Annotated in this window: 17 protein-coding genes; 10 read left to right on the top strand and 7 right to left on the bottom strand. The window is 63.8% G+C overall.

All coding sequences use genetic code 11. The features are described from left to right. Nucleotides 1-254 precede the first annotated feature (254 nt). Together BN1118_RS12465 and BN1118_RS12460 are read left to right on the top strand one after the other, a co-directional pair. The gene (locus BN1118_RS12465) at nucleotides 255-1,112 is read left to right on the top strand and encodes a formate dehydrogenase accessory sulfurtransferase FdhD (RefSeq protein ID WP_043556373.1); all 858 of its coding nucleotides are present in this window, start codon (nucleotides 255-257) and stop codon (nucleotides 1,110-1,112) included. 15 nt (nucleotides 1,113-1,127) lie between these two features. Continuing rightward, entirely contained in the window at nucleotides 1,128-1,994 is an 867-nt protein-coding gene (locus tag BN1118_RS12460; RefSeq protein WP_084214094.1) for a helix-turn-helix transcriptional regulator, read from the top strand. Between the two features lie 111 nt (nucleotides 1,995-2,105). Here BN1118_RS12460 and BN1118_RS12455 read toward each other — a convergent pair whose 3' ends face one another. Continuing rightward, nucleotides 2,106-4,226, bottom strand: coding sequence for a sensor histidine kinase (locus BN1118_RS12455; RefSeq protein WP_043556370.1), 2,121 nt, complete (start codon nucleotides 4,224-4,226; stop codon nucleotides 2,106-2,108). Between the two features lie 25 nt (nucleotides 4,227-4,251). Further along, complete coding sequence (locus BN1118_RS12450; RefSeq protein ID WP_043556368.1) at nucleotides 4,252-5,607, bottom strand: sigma-54-dependent transcriptional regulator; 1,356 nt, start codon at nucleotides 5,605-5,607, stop codon at nucleotides 4,252-4,254. A gap of 250 nt (nucleotides 5,608-5,857) precedes the next feature. Here BN1118_RS12450 and BN1118_RS12445 point away from each other — a divergent pair, with 250 nt between their 5' ends. The 7 genes from BN1118_RS12445 (at nucleotide 5,858) to BN1118_RS12420 (ending at nucleotide 11,888) form a co-directional block, all read left to right on the top strand. Beyond that, entirely contained in the window at nucleotides 5,858-6,703 is an 846-nt protein-coding gene (locus tag BN1118_RS12445; RefSeq protein ID WP_043556420.1) for an ABC transporter substrate-binding protein, read from the top strand. 64 nt (nucleotides 6,704-6,767) lie between these two features. Further along, the gene (locus BN1118_RS22385; protein ID WP_280136098.1) at nucleotides 6,768-6,896 is read left to right on the top strand and encodes a hypothetical protein; all 129 of its coding nucleotides are present in this window, start codon (nucleotides 6,768-6,770) and stop codon (nucleotides 6,894-6,896) included. Continuing rightward, a complete protein-coding gene (locus BN1118_RS12440) occupies nucleotides 6,896-7,597 on the top strand; it encodes an ABC transporter permease (protein WP_043137869.1) in 702 nt (233 codons plus the stop codon). Before BN1118_RS22385 ends, BN1118_RS12440 begins: the two co-directional genes overlap by 1 nt. 115 nt (nucleotides 7,598-7,712) lie before the next feature. Continuing rightward, on the top strand, nucleotides 7,713-8,408 hold the full coding sequence (locus BN1118_RS12435) for an energy-coupling factor ABC transporter ATP-binding protein (RefSeq protein ID WP_043556367.1): 696 nt from the start codon (nucleotides 7,713-7,715) through the stop codon (nucleotides 8,406-8,408). Next, on the top strand, nucleotides 8,380-9,024 hold the full coding sequence (gene mobA / locus BN1118_RS12430; RefSeq protein ID WP_043556365.1) for a molybdenum cofactor guanylyltransferase MobA: 645 nt from the start codon (nucleotides 8,380-8,382) through the stop codon (nucleotides 9,022-9,024). Before BN1118_RS12435 ends, mobA begins: the two co-directional genes overlap by 29 nt. Further along, nucleotides 9,021-10,766: a bifunctional molybdopterin-guanine dinucleotide biosynthesis adaptor protein MobB/molybdopterin molybdotransferase MoeA gene (locus tag BN1118_RS12425; protein ID WP_043556364.1), complete on the top strand. Its 1,746-nt coding sequence runs from the start codon at nucleotides 9,021-9,023 to the stop codon at nucleotides 10,764-10,766. The genes mobA and BN1118_RS12425 overlap by 4 nt, the downstream gene beginning before the upstream one ends. Before the next feature lie 63 nt (nucleotides 10,767-10,829). Next, the gene (locus BN1118_RS12420; RefSeq protein ID WP_043556363.1) at nucleotides 10,830-11,888 is read left to right on the top strand and encodes an FUSC family protein; all 1,059 of its coding nucleotides are present in this window, start codon (nucleotides 10,830-10,832) and stop codon (nucleotides 11,886-11,888) included. A gap of 70 nt (nucleotides 11,889-11,958) precedes the next feature. On the opposite strand, the gene BN1118_RS12415 is transcribed toward BN1118_RS12420, so the two are convergent. The 5 genes from BN1118_RS12415 to BN1118_RS12395 form a co-directional block, all read right to left on the bottom strand. Then, entirely contained in the window at nucleotides 11,959-13,332 is a 1,374-nt protein-coding gene (locus BN1118_RS12415; RefSeq protein ID WP_043556361.1) for an HD-GYP domain-containing protein, read from the bottom strand. 86 nt (nucleotides 13,333-13,418) lie between these two features. Further along, nucleotides 13,419-13,976, bottom strand: a complete 558-nt coding sequence (locus tag BN1118_RS12410; protein ID WP_043556360.1) for a DUF3332 domain-containing protein — start codon at nucleotides 13,974-13,976, stop codon at nucleotides 13,419-13,421. Nucleotides 13,977-14,143: 167 nt separating this feature from the next. Beyond that, on the bottom strand, nucleotides 14,144-15,445 hold the full coding sequence (locus BN1118_RS22380) for a methyl-accepting chemotaxis protein (protein WP_043556359.1): 1,302 nt from the start codon (nucleotides 15,443-15,445) through the stop codon (nucleotides 14,144-14,146). Nucleotides 15,446-15,493: 48 nt separating this feature from the next. Beyond that, nucleotides 15,494-16,000: a GNAT family N-acetyltransferase gene (locus BN1118_RS12400; RefSeq protein ID WP_052449196.1), complete on the bottom strand. Its 507-nt coding sequence runs from the start codon at nucleotides 15,998-16,000 to the stop codon at nucleotides 15,494-15,496. A gap of 330 nt (nucleotides 16,001-16,330) precedes the next feature. Next, on the bottom strand, nucleotides 16,331-16,531 hold the full coding sequence (locus BN1118_RS12395; protein WP_043136007.1) for a YbfA family protein: 201 nt from the start codon (nucleotides 16,529-16,531) through the stop codon (nucleotides 16,331-16,333). A 214-nt stretch (nucleotides 16,532-16,745) separates the two neighbouring features. On the opposite strand from BN1118_RS12395, the gene BN1118_RS12390 reads away from it, so the two are divergent. Next, the gene (locus tag BN1118_RS12390) at nucleotides 16,746-17,039 is read left to right on the top strand and encodes a hypothetical protein (protein ID WP_043136003.1); all 294 of its coding nucleotides are present in this window, start codon (nucleotides 16,746-16,748) and stop codon (nucleotides 17,037-17,039) included. The last annotated feature ends 23 nt before the right edge of the window (nucleotides 17,040-17,062 follow it).

The raw sequence follows: 17,062 nt of genomic DNA, 5'->3' as shown, positions 1-17,062 counted from the left end.
AAGAGGATAATAAATTCTGGAAATCTGACATCTATCCCTCATACTAAAACTAGTGTTAAAAATAAGCACATACTCATTTATTTCATGTCGTTTGTCCAGACAACACCCCTAACTTATAGGGATTAAAACCTCATAAAAACCAATTCATAATACCTACCTTTATCACATAAAAATAATACTTAGGCTTTAACAATTTGGAACAAAACTTGCTGTATCCCTCCCCTTAGATCCCGGCAACCGGTCGCGAGGGGCCCATGACACCGACCTTTATCAAAAGCAATGCTGCCGCCCAGCTCACCATGGCCGTCGAGGTGATGGATGAACAGGGCACGATGAACACCCGCCAAATCGCCTGTGAGCGGCCACTGACGGTCTACCTCAACTGGAAGGAGATAGTAACCCTGATGACGCTGGGGGCCCGCCCCGAGGCGCTGGTGCTGGGTTATCTGAAAAATCAGGGCTTTATCGAGGACATTGCAGCCATCGAGTCGGTGATCGTCGACTGGGAGAGCGAGGCCGCCGCCGTGGTGAGCAGCCAGCAGGCCGCCGATCTCGACAAGTCCTTGGAGAAGAAGACGGTCACCTCCGGCTGCGGTCAGGGCACCATGTATGGCAGCGTGATGAAGAAGCTCGAAGGGGTGATGCTGACGGCACCCACGCTGAAACAGAGCACCCTCTATGCCCTGCTCAAAGCCCTGTCGGCCCATAACGAGACCTACAAGATGGCCGGCGCCGTGCACGGCTGCGCCATCTGTCGCGGCAGCGAGATCCTCTCCTTTGTCGAGGATGTGGGGCGCCACAATGCGGTGGATACCCTGGCGGGCGAGCTCTGGATGCGCGGCGAGGGTGGCAACGACAAGATCTTCTACACCACGGGCCGGCTCACCTCGGAGATGGTGATCAAGGTGGCGCAGATGGGCATTCCCGTGCTGCTGTCGCGCTCCGGCGTCACCCAGATGGGGCTGGATCTCGCCCGCCAGCTCGGCATCACCATGATTGCCCGCGCCAAGGGCCGCCACTTCGAGGTATTCAGCGGCCACGACCATCTCGTGCTGGACGAGAAGCCGCCGGTGCTGGCGCCCGGTTCGGCCGGTCGCGGGATGCGAGATTAAGCCATGAACGAATTTATGAACGTGAAGCAGGTGGCCGAATACCTCGATCTCAACGAGAAAAAGGTCTACCAGCTCGCCAACGAGGCGCGCATCCCCGCCACCAAGGCGACCGGCAAGTGGCTGTTTCCGCGCTCCCTGCTCGATCGCTGGCTGCTCGGCAGCTGCCACGAGGGGGTGATGAACGACCGGCTGCTGCTGGCGGGCTCAGACGACGTGCTGCTGCACTATGGTTGCAGCACGCTTGCGCGGCAGCTCGGCACCCAGGCGCTGGTGGGCTACACCCCCTGCGGCACTCGCCAGGGGCTGGCGATGCTGGCACGCGGCCATGTGGATCTCTGCGCCATTCACTGGGGTCAGGCCGAAGAGGCCCACCTGCGCCACCCGGCGCTGGTGCAGCAGTATCAGGGCCACCGCCAATGGGTGATAGTGCATGGCTTTCGGCGGGTACAGGGGCTGGTGCTGCGCCAGGGCTTGCAGCCGCAGGAGGCAAAACAGGCGCTCGACTGGCGCTGGGCCATGCGCCAGGAGGGGGCCGGCAGCCAGCGCGCCCTGCAGGAGTGGCTGCAAACCCAGGGGGAGTCGCTGACCCGGCTGGAGAGCACTGTACAGGTCAACAGCGAGCGGGAGCTGGCTGCCGCCATCAGCCGGGGCGATGCCGACGTGGGGCCCGGCGCCCAGAGCACGGCCACCGAGTTTGGCCTCGGCTTTATGCCTCTGTCGCAGGAGTGCTTCGATCTGGTGATGCCGCAGGGGGTCTTCTTTCGCACCCTGTTGCAGCAGCTGATCGGCTGGCTGCAATCCCCCGAGGGGCGCGAGCTGGCAGCCCGCCTCGGCGGCTATGACCTGACCCAGAGCGGCAAGCTGGTGTGGAGCCCGCAGTAGCGAAAGCGGCCAGCCCCTCTCTTTGTGCCGACAGCCCTGACCAGCACGGGCCTGCCACCCAGGCAGGCCCGTTTGTTTTATTGCCATCCGCTCTGATAAATGGGCAGGCGCTTACCCTTTCCGTGACTCACCCACTGCCGAATCAGGCTCATGCCCCGCCGAGCCAGAGCCGCGCCCCTCGGCCCCGAGCGCAATGCGCCACCCCTCCAGCTGGGCTGGCTCGCCACCGCTGGGCAGCAGGGCATGGCTGCGCAGCCTGATGGTAAAGCAGCTCCCCTGTCCGGGAGTGGAGTCCACCACCAGCTCCCCGCCCCAGCGGCTGATGATGCGATGGCTCAGGGCCAGCCCCAGACCTGTGCCTGTGGCACGGGTGGTGAAGAAGGGGTCGAAGATCTTGTCCATGATGGCGGCATCTATGCCGCTGCCGTTGTCGATGACCCGCACCTCGGCCCCCTGCAGCCCTCCCGCCTCGTCGAACCAGTCGCGGCTCTCGACCCGGATCTCCCCCTGCTCACCCAGCGCGTGGCTGGCGTTGACCAAGAGGTTTATCAGCACCTGCAACAGCTGCTGGCGATCCGCCTCTATGGGCTGCTGGGCCTGCAAGTCGGCCACCAGGTTCACCTGCTGCTGGCGCAGGGCAGAGCGCACCAGAGTCAGGCTCTCTTCGATGATGGGGGTGAGGTGCTGCCACACCGGCGCCGTCTCGTAATCGCCGGGGCGGGAGTATTGCAACAGGCTGCGGGTGATGGCGCGAATGCGTTCTATCTGGGCCAGCACCAGCGCCAGCTCCTCGCTGACCGGGGCGGCGGCCTCTCCCAACTCCAGCTTCATCAGCTCCACATTGCCGAGGATCACCGCCAGCGGGTTGTTGATCTCGTGGGCCACCCCGGCGCACAGCTCGCCGAGGGCCGCCAGCTTCTCGCTGATGAGCAACTGCTGGCGCGCCTGGGTCAGCATATGGATGTGGTGCTCCAGCTCGGCAGTCTTCTGCTCCAGACTGCCCGTGCGCTCGGCCACCTTCTGCTCCAGCTCGTCGGCACTGCGGGCCAGCTGCTGCTGGTGCGCGGCCTGACGGTCCAGCATGGCGTCAAACTGGCGCCCCAGCTGGGCCAGCTCGTGGTCGGGGTCGAGCGGCAGCGCCCCCACCCTGGCCGACTGGTCATGCTGCACCTGACGCACCACGCCGTGCATCCGCTCTATGGGGGTGAAGAGATCCCGGGCGCCGCGATAGACCAGCAGGCCAGAGAGCAGCAGGAGCAGCACCACGCCAGAGCCCAGCTCCAGCAGGTTGGTGAGGTAGGTGCGAATGAAGGGCCACTCCAGAAAGCCGACGTAGAGCATGCCGATGCGCTCGCCGTGCGCCCCGAGCAGGGGCTCGTAGCCGGAGACATACCAGGCGTCGTGCACGAAGGCGCGGTCGACCCACAGCTCCCCCCGGCCCAGCACCTGCTCGCGCACCGGCGCCGAGACCCGGGTGCCCACCGCCCGCCCCAGCTGGCGACTGCTGCTGGCGGGCACATTGGTGCTCACCCTCAGATCGCCGAGAAACAGGGTGACAGTGCCTATGCTTCCATCCGGCAGGGTATTTTTGGCAAACACCTGTCCCTTGAGCTCGTCCACCAGCCGGGTGCTGCCGTTGATGAGCTCGCCCCCCTCCAGCACGGCCCAGAGCGAGCCGTCTCTGGCCATGACGGGCGTCAGGGATAGGCTGACGAGCCCCCGGGTCTCCTGGCCAGGGGCGGCTGTGTGCTCCCTGTCCAGCACGGCGCGGCTGGCAAGGGTGGGCGAGAGGGCCAGCAACTGCTCCCGCGACCAGACCACGAAGTGGCTGACGCTGCGCCCGGCGGCGAGGGCCGTGCGCTCCCTGGCCGTCAGCAGATCCAGTTCGGCGCCACTGCGCAGGCGCAGAAAGTCGAGATCGTAGTTGGCCGCCAGCGGCATCACCCAGGCTGGCAGCACTTCGGGCGTCTGGCGCAGCCGCAGCTGGAAGGCCCAGGCATCGCGCAGGTGCTCCAGATGTTCGGCCTGACGTTGCTGCTGCACATTGACCGCATGGTGGGCCACCCCCAGGTCGCCGCGCACATTGGTGAGCAGGTTCTGCCAGCTGTAGGTGAGAGTCCAGTAAAGCGTCAGCCCTATCATGCCCACCAGGGTCAGCATGATGGGCACCGAGGTGAGCAGCAGCAGGCGCCAGCGTACCTTGGTCTTGAGCCAGCGCGGCAGCAGGGTCATAGCGGCGCCGTCCGGTTGCGGGTTGTCATTCGATGGCCCACTCCTTGAACTTGCGCTCCAGGGTCTTGCGCGCCACCCCCAGCACCCGGGAAGCGGCGGATTTGTTGCCATCATGGCTCGCCACCACCTGCAGGATATGGGCCTTCTCCACCTCGGCCAGCGGCCACGCCAGCGGATAGCCCTCCTCGCTCGCCCCCTGTTCTGCCGCCTTGCTGCTCTGCCAGTAGTCGGCGGGGGGCTTGCCCAGCAGCAGGCAGCGCTCGATCAGGTTGCGCAGCTCGCGCACGTTGCCGGGCCAGGGATAGGCCTGCATGGCCACCACGTCCTCGTGGGTCCAGCTTAACGAGCCCATCCCCATCTCGGCGGTGAGCTGGCGGGTGAAGTGATGCACCAGGGCCGGGATGTCGTCGACGCGATCGCGCAGGGGCGCCACCGGCAGCGCTACCACGTTGAGCCGGTAAAAGAGATCTTCCCGAAAGCGGCCCGCCTCCACCTCGGCTTTGAGGTTGCGGTTGGTGGCGGCGACGATGCGCACATCCACCGACAATTCACGTTCAGCGCCGACCGGCCGAATGGCTTTTTGCTCCAGCACCCGCAGCAGGGACGATTGCATGGCGAGCGGCATCTCGCCTATCTCGTCCAGAAAGAGGGTGCCCTGGTGGGCGACCCGGAACAGGCCGTCGCGCCCCTTGCGGGCACCGGTGAAGGCCCCCTGCACGTGGCCGAACAGTTCGCTTTCCAGCAGTTCGGGGGCGATGGAGGCGCAGTTGAGCGGCACAAAGGCCCCCATCCGGCCGGAAAGCTGGTGCAGGGCGCGGGCCACCAGCTCCTTGCCGGTACCGGACTCCCCCTCCACCAGCACGGCGGCGTTGGAGGGGGCCACTCTGGCGATGAGCGTCTTGAGCTCGCGGGTCTTGGCGCTGTCACCTATCAGGGTGGGCGGGAACAGCTTGCTCACCTCCCGGCGCAGCAGCAGGTTCTCCCGCTCCATCTGGCGGCGCTCTATCACCCTGTCCACCGCCTGCACCATCTGATCCAGGTTGAAAGGTTTGAGGATGAAGTCGCTGGCGCCGAGCCGCAACGCCTTGAGGGCTGTCTCCATGTCGCCGAAGCCGGTCATGAAGATGATGTCGCTGCGCCGGGTGGCGGGGTCTATGGCCTCGTGCCACTCGATGCCTGAGCGCCCCGGTAGCCGGATGTCGGCGATGATGAGATCGAAATGCAGGCGGCAGCGCAGGGCCTCCGCCTCCTCCACGCTGGCGGCCGTCTCTATCTGGGCGAAGCGCCTGGCCAGCGCCTTGGCCAGAAAGCTGCGCATGCCGGGCTCGTCATCGACGATGAGCAGAGAGAGGGCGGACCAACGGCTGGCGGGTGCAGTCATGAAAAAAGTACCTCAGATTCGACAAGGTTCCGGGATTGTCCCACCGACCTTATAAACTGTGGGACATTTTGTCGCTAACCGGCCCCGAGTGCCAACCCCCTTTATTAAAAGCGACGGGGCCATCACGCAATTAACGCCGTTAACCGACTGTTTTAGCATTGAAAACCGTGCTGCTGGCAGCATGCGGCCAGCTTGGCACCCTGCTTGCTTGGTCCTGCCCTCTCCCCATCACCCGGATACGATGAACATCATGATCACAGGAACCGTGCGCAAACGTCTCGCCCTTGCCCTCTCCACCGCCCTGCTGCTGAGCCTGCCCTTGCTGAGCACAGCCAGCCACGCCGAGAGCGCCAAGGCGCCCATTCGCCTCGCCACCACCACCAGCACGGAGCAGTCCGGTCTGCTGGGCTGGCTGCTGCCCCAGTTCACCAAGGAGACGGGTTATCCGGTGCAGGTGATGGCGGCCGGTACAGGCCAGAGCCTGAAGATGGGTGAGAACGGCGACGCGGATCTGGTGATGACCCACGCCCCTTCTGCCGAGAAGGCCTTCGTCGACGCGGGCTTTGGCATAGAGCCGGTACACCTGATGTACAACGACTTCGTCATCGTAGGCCCGGCGAAAGACCCTGCGGGTCTGGGCAAGCTGCACGACGCCGCCAAAGGGCTGCAAGCCATCAAGGATAAGAAGCAGACCTTCATCTCCCGCGGGGACGAGTCCGGCACCCACATCAAGGAGAAGACCCTGTGGCAGGCGGCCGACGTCAAACCCGAGTTTGCCGGCTACAAGTCCATCGGCCAGGGCATGGGCCCGACCCTGACCATGGCTTCCGAGCTTGGCGCCTATACCCTGACCGACCGCGGCACCTGGCTCGCCTATCAGAGCAAGCTGGATCTCGCCGTGCTGCTGGAGGGCGACAAGCGCTTGTTCAACCCCTATCAGGTGATCCTGGTCAACCCCAAGCGCTACCCGGATCTCAATACCGAAGGGGCCCGCACCCTGAAGAACTGGCTGGTCTCCGAGCACGGCCAGACGCTTATCGGTGACTTCAAGGTGGCAGGCCAGGCGCTGTTTGTGGCCGATGCCAACGGGAAATAATGCAGCCCTTGTTCCATACGATCACATGGATGGCTCTCGCCCCGCACGATAGGGGAAGCGTCTGATGCCGACTCTGCTGGATACAACGCTGGCCGCCCTCGCCCTACCCCATGAGGAGAGACGCCTGATGCCGGCCCTGCTGGATATGACCACATTGACGGCCCTCGCCCTGCCCCATGAGGCAAGCGTCTGATGCCGACTCTGCTGGATACAACGCTGGCGGCGCTTGCCTTGCTGTTCGGGGGCGACACAGATCTGTGGCAGGTGGTGGGGGTCTCCTTCTCCGTCTCCTGCCTGGCACTGGCGCTGGTGCTGGTGCCGGCGCTGCTGCTCGGCTTTGCGCTCGCCTATCTGCCGATCCCGGCGCGCTGGCTCTGGCTCTCCTGCATCAATACCCTGCAGTCGGTGCCGACCGTGGTAATCGGCCTCTTGCTCTACATGTTGTTGTCGCGGGCCGGCCCCTTCGGCGACTGGAAGATGCTGTTCACCCAGCAGGCCATGGTGGTGGGGCAGATGCTGATCGCCTTCCCCGTCATCGCCACCATGGCCCACGCCGCCTTTATCCAGAGCGACAGGCGCGCCTGGGAGACGGCGCTCACCCTGGGGCTCTCCTGGCCGAGGGCGCTGCTCGGACTGATGCGCGAATGCCGCTTCGGCCTGTTGGCGGCCGTGATCGGCGCCTTCAGCCGCATCGTCACCGAAGTGGGCTGCTCCATGATGGTGGGGGGGAATATCCTGCACTTCACCCGCAACATCCCCACCGCCATCGCGCTGGAAACCCAGAAGGGCGCCTTTGCCCAGGGGGTGGCGCTCGGCATAGTGCTGCTGAGCCTGGCGCTGTTGCTCAACCTGCTGCTGACCGCGTGTCGCGGCCACAGTTATTTGAAAAACTGACCATGGCGCCGCGCACTGTTATCCCTGACCGAATGCTGCTGACCCCATCTCTGTCGCGGCCACAGCTATCTGAAGAACTGACCATGCCCCCACTGTTTATCAACTGGAGTACCCCATGGCCCTGACCGCCCACCAGCTGATGATGCGCTTTGGCGAGCGCAACCTGTTCCAGATAGAGCGGCTCTCCATCGCGGCGGGCGACGCCATCTGGCTGCGCGGGGCGAACGGGGTGGGCAAGACGACCCTGCTCAAGATACTGGCCGGGCTACTGACGCCGACCCAGGGCCATACCAATCTCGCCTGCGGCTGGCGCGCCAGACTCGAGCAGTGGATCAAACGGGATCCCGGCCCGGGCCGGGTCACCTATCTGCACCAGACCCCCTATCTGTTCGATCGCAGCGTGCACGACAACGTGGCCTGGGCCCTCGGCCATCAGGCCGCCGACGAGGTGCGGGTGTTCGAGGCGCTGCGCCGGGTCGAGCTGGAGGGGCTGGCGCGGGAACACATCAGCATTTTGTCCGGTGGCGAGCGCCAGCGTCTGGCCATGGCCCGCGCCTGGGCGCTGCAACCCGCCTTTCTGCTGATGGATGAACCCACCGCCAATCTGGATGCACATTCGGTTGCCCTGATGGCCGCCTTGGCGCAAGATCTGCGGGAACAGGGCAGCGGCCTGGTCATCATCAGCCACCAGAGCAACGATCTGACCGACCTGTGCGAGCGGCAATGGACCCTAGCCCGGGGCCGGCTGCACGAACCCACCCCTTTGAAAATCATCGAGCGACATGACCTCAAACAGCGAACCCAGAACTGATGCCTTCCCCGTCTCTGCCGTGATCCTGGCCGGTGGCCGCGCCACCCGCATGGGGGGCGAAGACAAGGGCTGGGTCCAGCTTGCGGGCCGCCCGCTCATCGACCACGTGCTTGACCGGCTAAGGCCCCAGGTAGACGAAATCCTGATCAACGCCAACCGCAGTCAGGCCCGCTATCAGGCGCTGGCTCCTGTCATCAGCGACGACAACCCGGACTATCTGGGCCCGCTGGCGGGCATGCAGGCCGGACTTGCCGCCGCCCGTCACGACTGGGTGCTGTTCGTCCCCTGTGACGGCCCCGCCCTGCCCCGCGATCTGATGAGCCGCTTTCGCGCCGCCCTCACCCCGGATACCGAGCTGGTGGTGGCCCACGACGGCGACTGGCTGCAACCCGTGGTCGCCCTGCTGCACAAGTCCCTGCTGCCGTCGCTCACCCGAGCCCTGGCCGAAGGGGAGCGCAAGATAGATATCTGGTTTGCCCGCCACCGGATGGCGGTGGTGAGCTTTGCCGACCAGCCGGATGCCTTCATCAATCTCAACAGTCCGGCCGAGCTGGCCGCCTACGAGGCGCGCCTGCTGAACTCGTCTACCGACCCCCAACAAGGAGCCACCCCATGACCCCGGCCCCCACCCTTCCCCTGCTCGGCTTTGCTGCCTGGAGCGGTACCGGCAAGACCACGCTGCTGGAGCAGCTCATCCCCATACTGGTGAGTCGTGGCCTGCGCCTTGGGGTGCTCAAGCACGCCCACCACGACTTCGACATCGACCAGCCGGGCAAGGACAGCCATCGCCTGCGCAAGGCCGGCGCCAGCCAGATGATGGTCGCCTCGCGCCGCCGCCATGCACGAATGATTGAAACCGAGCTGGCCGAGGCCGATTTTCGCGAGCTGCTGGCCAGCTTCGATCAAACCAGCCTCGACCTGCTGCTGGTGGAGGGGTTCAAGCACGAACACTTCCCGAAAATCGAGCTGCACCGCGCCGCCATCGGCAAGCCGCTGCTGTTCCCGATTGATCGCGACATCATAGCCCTGGCAAGCGATCAGCCGCAGGAAACCGCCCTGCCCCGGCTCGATATCAATGATCTGGACGCCATCGCCGACTTCGTCTGCGCCTACCTGGCGCAGAGCCGGCAACAGGAGCAGACGCCGGGGGCCGGTTTTCTATCGGTGGAAGGGGCCCGCAGCGCCATTCTGGACGCCCTCACACCCACCACCCGCAGCACGGACACGCCGCTGGCCCGCTGCCACGGCGCCGTGCTGGCAAGCGATCTGGTGAGCCCCATCAATGTGCCCCCCCACGCCAACTCGGCGATGGACGGAATTGGCCTGCGCGGCGACGACCTCGCCGCCGGCCGCTGGCAACTGGTGGGTCAGGTGTTGGCGGGCCAGCAGCGCCACGAGCCGGTACTGGCGGGTCAGGCGGTGCAGATCATGACGGGGGCGCCGCTGCCCCCCGGCGTCGATACCGTGGTGATGCGCGAAGAGACTCAAGTTGACGGCGACTGGGTCACCCTCAGCGCCCCCATCAAGGCGGGGCAGAACGTGCGGCTGGCCGGGGAAGATCTCGCCAAGGGCGCGGTCGCCATCCCGGCCGGGACTCGCCTCGGCGCCCCCCAGCTGGGACTGGCGGCATCGCTCGGTCAAGCCACTCTCAGCGTGCGTACCCCGCTCAAGGTGGCGCTGTTCAGCACGGGTGACGAGGTGCAGGCGCCGGGCGAGACGCTGGCTCCGGGCCATATCTTCGACAGCAACCGCTTCACCCTGATGGCGCTCATCGCCGCCGCCGGCTGCGAGGTGATGGACTTGGGCATCATCCCGGATGATCCCGCCATACTGCGCCGGCAGCTGGCACAGGCCGCGGCCGACGCCGATCTGGTGCTGAGCTCGGGCGGCGTCTCGGTGGGCAATGCCGACTTCATCAAGCAGGTGCTGGCCGAGCTTGGCCAGATAGCCTTCTGGCGCATCCAGATGCGGCCGGGCCGCCCGCTGGCGTTTGGCAAGCTGGGGCAGACCCCCTTCTTCGGCCTGCCGGGCAATCCGGTGGCGGCCATGGTCTGCTTCCTGCAATTTGTCGAGCCCGCCATCGCCCGCCTGCAGGGCCGGGTCTGGCAGCCGCTGCGCCTGTCGGCACAGGCCGAACAGAAGATGCAGAGCCGCCCTGGCCGCACCGAGTTTCTGCGCGGCGTCTTCCATCAGGATGCCAGCGGCGTGCTGCGGGTGCGCACCACAGGGCCGCAGGGCTCCGGCATTCTCAGCTCCATGGCCGATGCCAACTGCCTGATTGAAATTGTCCCCGCCCAGCCGGCCATCGCGGTCGGCGAGCGGGTCTGGATCCACCCACTCCAGGGACGAGTGGCCTGATACATAGCGATCACCCCGCCGGGCGTGGCGGGGTGTTTGCGCCCATGACCCGAGGCTTGTCCCTTGCGCCTGAATACCCCGCTCTCCCGGCTCGATCTGCTGATCTATGGCCGCTATCGCATCGTCCACGGCCTGCGCATCGCGCTCGCCTTCATGCTCACCTTTCTGCTGACCCGGGAACTCAAGCTGCCGGAAAGCACCTGGCCGCTGATCACGCTGGTGGTGGTGATGGGGCCCATCTCGTTCTGGGGCAATGTGCTGTCACGGGCCCTGCAACGGGTGGTCGGCACCATCTTCGGCGCCGGTTGCGGTGTGGTGGCCCTCTATCTGGAGCTCTACTCCCTGCCGCTGACCCTGGTGTGGTGCGGCTGCATCATGTTCCTGTGCGGTTATCTGGCGCTCGGCAAGCGCCCCTACGTGGGGCTGCTCATCGGCATCACCCTGGGCGTCACCATGGGGGCCATGCCGGGGGACATAGAGACGGCGCTGTGGCGCAGTGCCGACGTGATCCTGGGCTCCCTGCTGGCGCTGCTGTTTTGCAGCATCTACCCCCAGCGCGCCTACAGCCACTGGCGGTTGCAGATGCACGACACCCTGCTGCAGGCGCACCGGCTCTACCATACCCACCTCTCCCCCAATATTCTGGAGCGACCCAGGCTGGCCCAGAGCCACTCTCGTCTGCTCTCCAAGATGGTGAGCCTGCGCCCCCTGCTGGCCCCGGCGGTCAAGGAGACCCGCCTTGGCAGCGCCCTGTTCGAGGCCATCCAGACCACGATGCGCAACACCCTCTGCACCCTGGAGATGCTGGCCAACACCTACTGGAGCGATCGCCAGAGCCACTTTCTGATGCAGAGCACCCCCGAGCTGCGCGCCTGCCAGCAGGCGACCGAAGCCGTGATGATCCAGCTGGCGCTCATGCTCAAGAGCGGCGAGTTGAAAGGGGCTGAGCAGGCCATCAGCGAGTTGCAGGAGGCCGCGACCCGGGTGCGGCTCGATGCAGGGGGCGAGGCCGCCATCAGCGGCTATCTCTGGCTGAGCCTGCAGCTCACCGAGCAGCTCACCCACTTGCGCCGCCTGCTGGGGCTGGTGATGTACCCGCCCCGCAGCCAGAGCCACCCATAGCAAAATGCCCCGCAATGCGGGGCGTTCTTGTATCCTGGGCTGGCCACTCAGGCCATGTACGCAACCAGCGTTAACTGGCATCCGCCAGCGGCTGCTCGGCCATGAGATAGATGGAGAAATCCTTGATCCCCGCCTCCAGCGCGGCAAAACAGTCGGGGTCTATGGCAGATCCCAGTTGCTCGGCCATCATCTCCAGCGCCTGGGGCACGGGAATGGCACCACGATAGGGACGCTTGGCGGTAATGGCATCAAAGATGTCGGCCGTGGTGATGATGCGGGTCTCAAGGGCAATCTCCTCTGCCTTGAGTCCCTTGGGATAGCCTTTGCCGTCGAGCCGCTCATGATGGGCCCCCGCTACCTGGGCCAGCTCCTTGAACGCCCCAATGCGACTCAGGATCTCCTCTGTGTAGGCGGCATGCATCTGCACCGCCACCCACTCATCGGCATTCAGCTTGTCCGGTTTGTCGAGGATGGCGTTGCTCACCCCAAGCTTGCCCACGTCGTGCAGCAGAGCGCCGCGTTTGAGCCAGCGCCGCCGTGGCTCCGGGATCCCCATCTGGGTGGCGAGGATGTCGGTATAGAGCGCCACCCGGCCGCTGTGACCGGCAGTGTAGGGGCTCTTGGAGTCCACCACCTGACCGAAGGCGGCGGCAATCTCGTCCAGATAGTCCTCGTCGAGCGCCACCTCCCCCTGTCCGGAGGCATGGCTAAACACCCACTCCGCCAGCTGGGGATCCGCCAGCCCTCGCCAGAAATGCTCATCGGCCATGGCTTCGAACTGCCTGACCAGATCGGGGTCAAACCAGCTGCCGCTGCGCCCGCGCAACTCCTTCATCACGGCCTGCGGGCCTGCGGCGGCATGAAACACATCCACCACCTGACAGAGCAGGGCAATACGGGAGAAGAGCGGGATCGCCTCACCAGCCAGCTGCAACGGCCGCCCCTTGCCATTCCAGTGCTCGTCGAGAGAGAGGATGCCGCCGGCGACCTCATCGCTGAAGCGCAGCTGGCGAGCGATATCGGCGCCGCGATGGCAGCGGGTCTGGATCAGCTCGTTGGCAATCTGATCGCCGTTGCGAAAGATGTGAAACAGGCTGCGAAAGCGCCCCAGCAGATCGGCCTGCAGGCCGGTGTGGCCCAGCACGAAATTGACCACCTCGGAGAGGGAGCCATCCACCAGCTTGAAATCGCGTTTGAAGTGCAGATCGTCGGTGAGATAGAGCTCGCAGATGCGGGCCGCATTGCTGCTGCAACCGAGATCTTTGAGCAGCAGGGTGTAATAGAGGTCGTGGCGCTGCCCGGCATCCAGGCCAAGCCGCTCCCCCAGCCGGGAACCAATCCAGCAACAACGGATGCAGTGCCCTCTGGGTTGCCCCTCAGTCATGTCGAGGGCATGACTGAGGGAACCGATCAGTTCCGATAATCGCAGACCGCTGAAGGTCATGAGCTACTCCCTGGCCACAATGGCAATGTTGCATGCAGGGAATACTATACCCAATTCAGGCCAGAACGGATCTCGGGCCTGCGAGATCAGGCCTGCACACGGCCAGCGACCGCAGCATAATCCAGCTGGGCCTGAGTCAGGGTCGAGACCAGCCGGCCATCGAAGTAGATATCCAGCAGCTCGCCGCGCTTTTCACCGCGCATCAGGCTGCTGCGACCATCCAGGTAGTGCACCTCCATCTGGGCGGTACGCTCGTCCGGATAGCTCATCTCGACCTCGCGCACCCCTTGCGGCAACATGGCCAAGGGCACCTTGTTGAGAGCTGGGTCCAGATGCTGGTTGACCTTGATCAGGGCATCCAGCTTCTGATCCACCAGCGCAGGTGACTTGCCGGTGATGGGGTTCTTGCCCGACCAGAATTCGATGCTATTGAACACGAACAAGTCCGCCGTCGCCGCCAGACCATAGACGGGGGAGAGCAGCAGGAAGACCCCGGCCCGACCGTAACGGTTGTCCACCACGCTGAGATTGCCCTTGGTCACCATGGAGGAGAGCCCCATCTGCCCCATGCAACCACTCAACCCCATGCTCGCAAGCATGCCCGCCAACAGGGCCAAGGCCCTGCTTTTTGCTCTTGTTGCCATTACGTTTTCTTGCTCCAGAATCGTGAGGCGGCAAGCCTAAACAGGCCGCCCCCGGCGGGCAATTGACAAGCAGGGGGTGATACAGCAGGGGTTCAGATTGGTGAGCTGACCGCTCGGATTGTGCACAGCCGCCAGGACGGCAGCCGTGCTCGGGGAGGAAAAATGACTCAGGCGCCGATGGCCAGACCCGAAACAGTCTGGGTTACGTTGGTCGCCCCCTGCTCTATCTGTACCATCACGCTGCTCACCTCGACGATCTGCTCCTTGCCACGCAGGGCACTCAAGGCAACTTCGTTGATGTTGTTGGTGATCTGCGCCGTCAGTTCACGGTTTTTCTGTACTACGCTGTCAATCTCGCTGGTAGAGAGGGAGGTTCGGGCGGCCAGTTGCCGCACCTCATCCGCCACCACGGCAAAGCCACGGCCCTGATCCCCGGCCCGCGCCGCCTCTATGGCCGCATTGAGCGCCAACAGGTTGGTCTGCTCGGCGATGCTGCTGATGGTGGAGACGATGGCCTCGATACTCTTGGATTGCTCGTTGAGCAGCCCGATCAGATCGGACATCCTGCCCACCTGCTCCGAGATGGCCGTGGAGATGCTGACCGAGGAGTTGAGCAGGGTCGCCCCGGTTGCCGCCGCCCTGGTCGTCTCCTGCGATATGCTGTGGGCGATGCGGGCCGCCTCGCTCACCGCCTGCGCGCGCTGGATCCGCTCGGTCACATCGCTGGCAAACTTGATCACCTTGATCACCTTGCCGGCCTCGTTCTTGATGGGGTTGTAGCTCGCCTCCAGCCAGATCTCGTTGCCATGGCTGGTGCGACGCAGGAACAACCCGGACTTGACCTGCCCCTTGGCCAGATCCTCCCAGAAGTGCGGCTGCTCCCGATAGAAGCTCTCATCGCAGAAGATCCTGTGATGCTGGCCCTTGAGCTGCGACAAGGAGTAACCCATGCAGGAGAGAAAATTCTGGTTGGCGCTGACAATCTCCCCCTTGGGGGTGAACTCTATGATGGCCTGGGAACGATCGAGGGCGGTCGAGGTGGCCTCCTGGCTCAGCAACTGCTCATGGCTGTGGGTGATGTCGGAGGCAATCTTGATCACCCGCACCACACGCCCCCCCTGCTTGACCGGGAAGTAGGTGGCATCCAGCCACAGGGTGTGGCCCTGCTTGTTCAGCCGCCGGAACACGCCACTGTGACTGCGCCCCTGACGCAGCTGCTCCCAGAACTGCTGGTAAGCGCTCGACTGGGCATACAGGCCGTCACAAAATATCCGGTGCGGCTGGCCCACGACCTCCTGTTCGCTGTAGCCAACCACTCCCAGAAACAGCGGATTGGCATCCAGGATCTGCCCTTCCGGGCTGAAGGTGATCACCGCCACCCCGCCCTTGACCGCATCGATAAAGGTCTGTGCCTGCGTCAATTGCTCCTGACAAGCCAGCAGTTCGGCTTTGAGTTTAAAATTGAACATCTTGTCTATACCTCGTCATCAGGGAAAGCTCCCCCGCCTGAATTGATCTTAGTCAAGGTTTCTAGCTTCTCGGCGCTCAGATAGCAACGGGGAAGGGGTGGCCGACCACTCCAAATAGGCCGGATTGGCCACAAAACCGACCCGTTCATACAGGGGACGTCCCTCATCGCTGGCATGCAGCCACACCTTGCCCAGTCGTTCGGCGCTGGCATGGGCCACCATGGCATCGAGCAGGGCGCTGGCCATGCCCTGCTTGCGGTAGGCCGGCAGCGTATACATGTTGAGCAGATAGGCCTCCCGCCCCGACAGGTTGCCGGGATAGGGCGGCCGCACAAACAGGGCCAGCGTGCCGCTCGCCACCACCTCACCCCCGACCTCGGCCACCCAGGAGCGCGCGCTGCCATCGGCCTGCGCCAGGCTGAAATAGGCGCGAGTCGCCTGCCAGAGATCCAGATCGGCCAGCGGATCGCTCAGCTCGCCCACCTCGCAAAACAGCCCCATGCGCAAACTCACCAATGCGGGAATATCAGCCTGCGTTGCCTGACGAATGATCATCTGCACCTCCTGGTGTCATCACGGCTCCAAACATGACAAGGCGCCCCCGAAGGCGCGCCTTGTGGAGGGAGCAGTGTGTGCAGATATGTCCCCCTTGGCAAGGCAACCGGGCTCCCGGACCCGGGTATGCCAGCTCCCACGTGCCAGCCACATCCAGCCCGCGGCGGGCGATCAAAAAAGCCCCGCCAGAGGACGGGACCAAGCAGCCTGGCAACCAGGCAGGGCAAACCGGGCGAGACATGACCTGGTCACCCACCAGGCCTGTTGCTGCAATCTCTTGATAACAATAAAAAAGACAGCCGAAGCTGTCTTTTTTGTCTGAAGCCGAACTTAGTAGAAGATCCGCTCGCCACGCTCGCTCATCTTGAGCCACACCGGCTTGGTGCTGGTCTTGCTCCAGATGCGGTGCAGATAGCTGTAGAAACGGGCGCGATCACTGCGAAACAGCATTACGGGGAAGGCCAGAATACCCACCAGCAGCACATAGATGCGACGAAGAATTATCTGAGTCAGGGAATAGGGATGAAACATGATAGCACTCCTTACTGGTAAGACCACTGAGCAAAGATTACTCCACAATTTGTAGGATTACTACACCAACAACCTCGTTTTTTCGCAAAAAAGTTCGTCAAAAGCCATAAAATGAAATTAGGTTACATTCATTAACTTACAAACAACAAAATCTGGCAAAGCGGCGCCGTTTGACCAGATTTAATGAGTTGGCAGTCAACATGGAGTCTGTGCGATGAAACCCGCAGAAGTGGCGATCATAGGAGTGCTGGGTCTGTTGCTCTGGTCGGAGTGGCAGGATTGGCGGCTCAATCAAAACGACAGCATAGAACTGGCCTACAAGGGGGCTCCGACCATCAGCCTGTGGCAATGCGGCCAGTTGAAACAGAAGATGATGGATCTGACCGAGCATTCGGCCGAGGTGCAGTTTCAATTCCGGGGACAGGATCTGGTGGAGGTCAATCGCTATCTGGAACGGGAGTGGCAACAACAGGGCTGCGAACCCTTGCTGACGCAGCAGGGATATTGAGAAAACCGGAATAGCGGGAAACA

The sequence above is a fragment of the Aeromonas bestiarum genome (genome assembly GCF_000819745.1).
Classification (GTDB): Bacteria; Pseudomonadota; Gammaproteobacteria; order Enterobacterales; family Aeromonadaceae; genus Aeromonas; species Aeromonas bestiarum.
This window is presented reverse-complemented; position numbering and strand designations above follow the sequence as displayed.

What these genes read in the sequence shown, in the direction of transcription:
- BN1118_RS12465 (WP_043556373.1), top strand. Translation starts at nt 255, where the DNA reads ATGACACCGACCTTTATCAAAAGCAATGCTGCCGCCCAGCTCACCATG.
- BN1118_RS12460 (WP_084214094.1), top strand. Translation starts at nt 1,128, where the DNA reads ATGAACGTGAAGCAGGTGGCCGAATACCTCGATCTCAACGAGAAAAAG.
- BN1118_RS12455 (WP_043556370.1), bottom strand. Translation starts at nt 4,226, where the DNA reads ATGACCCTGCTGCCGCGCTGGCTCAAGACCAAGGTACGCTGGCGCCTG.
- BN1118_RS12450 (WP_043556368.1), bottom strand. Translation starts at nt 5,607, where the DNA reads ATGACTGCACCCGCCAGCCGTTGGTCCGCCCTCTCTCTGCTCATCGTC.
- BN1118_RS12445 (WP_043556420.1), top strand. Translation starts at nt 5,858, where the DNA reads ATGATCACAGGAACCGTGCGCAAACGTCTCGCCCTTGCCCTCTCCACC.
- BN1118_RS22385 (WP_280136098.1), top strand. Translation starts at nt 6,768, where the DNA reads ATGCCGACTCTGCTGGATACAACGCTGGCCGCCCTCGCCCTACCCCAT.
- BN1118_RS12440 (WP_043137869.1), top strand. Translation starts at nt 6,896, where the DNA reads ATGCCGACTCTGCTGGATACAACGCTGGCGGCGCTTGCCTTGCTGTTC.
- BN1118_RS12435 (WP_043556367.1), top strand. Translation starts at nt 7,713, where the DNA reads ATGGCCCTGACCGCCCACCAGCTGATGATGCGCTTTGGCGAGCGCAAC.
- mobA (WP_043556365.1), top strand. Translation starts at nt 8,380, where the DNA reads ATGACCTCAAACAGCGAACCCAGAACTGATGCCTTCCCCGTCTCTGCC.
- BN1118_RS12425 (WP_043556364.1), top strand. Translation starts at nt 9,021, where the DNA reads ATGACCCCGGCCCCCACCCTTCCCCTGCTCGGCTTTGCTGCCTGGAGC.
- BN1118_RS12415 (WP_043556361.1), bottom strand. Translation starts at nt 13,332, where the DNA reads ATGACCTTCAGCGGTCTGCGATTATCGGAACTGATCGGTTCCCTCAGT.
- BN1118_RS12410 (WP_043556360.1), bottom strand. Translation starts at nt 13,976, where the DNA reads ATGGCAACAAGAGCAAAAAGCAGGGCCTTGGCCCTGTTGGCGGGCATG.
- BN1118_RS22380 (WP_043556359.1), bottom strand. Translation starts at nt 15,445, where the DNA reads ATGTTCAATTTTAAACTCAAAGCCGAACTGCTGGCTTGTCAGGAGCAA.
- BN1118_RS12400 (WP_052449196.1), bottom strand. Translation starts at nt 16,000, where the DNA reads ATGATCATTCGTCAGGCAACGCAGGCTGATATTCCCGCATTGGTGAGT.
- BN1118_RS12395 (WP_043136007.1), bottom strand. Translation starts at nt 16,531, where the DNA reads ATGTTTCATCCCTATTCCCTGACTCAGATAATTCTTCGTCGCATCTAT.
- BN1118_RS12390 (WP_043136003.1), top strand. Translation starts at nt 16,746, where the DNA reads ATGAAACCCGCAGAAGTGGCGATCATAGGAGTGCTGGGTCTGTTGCTC.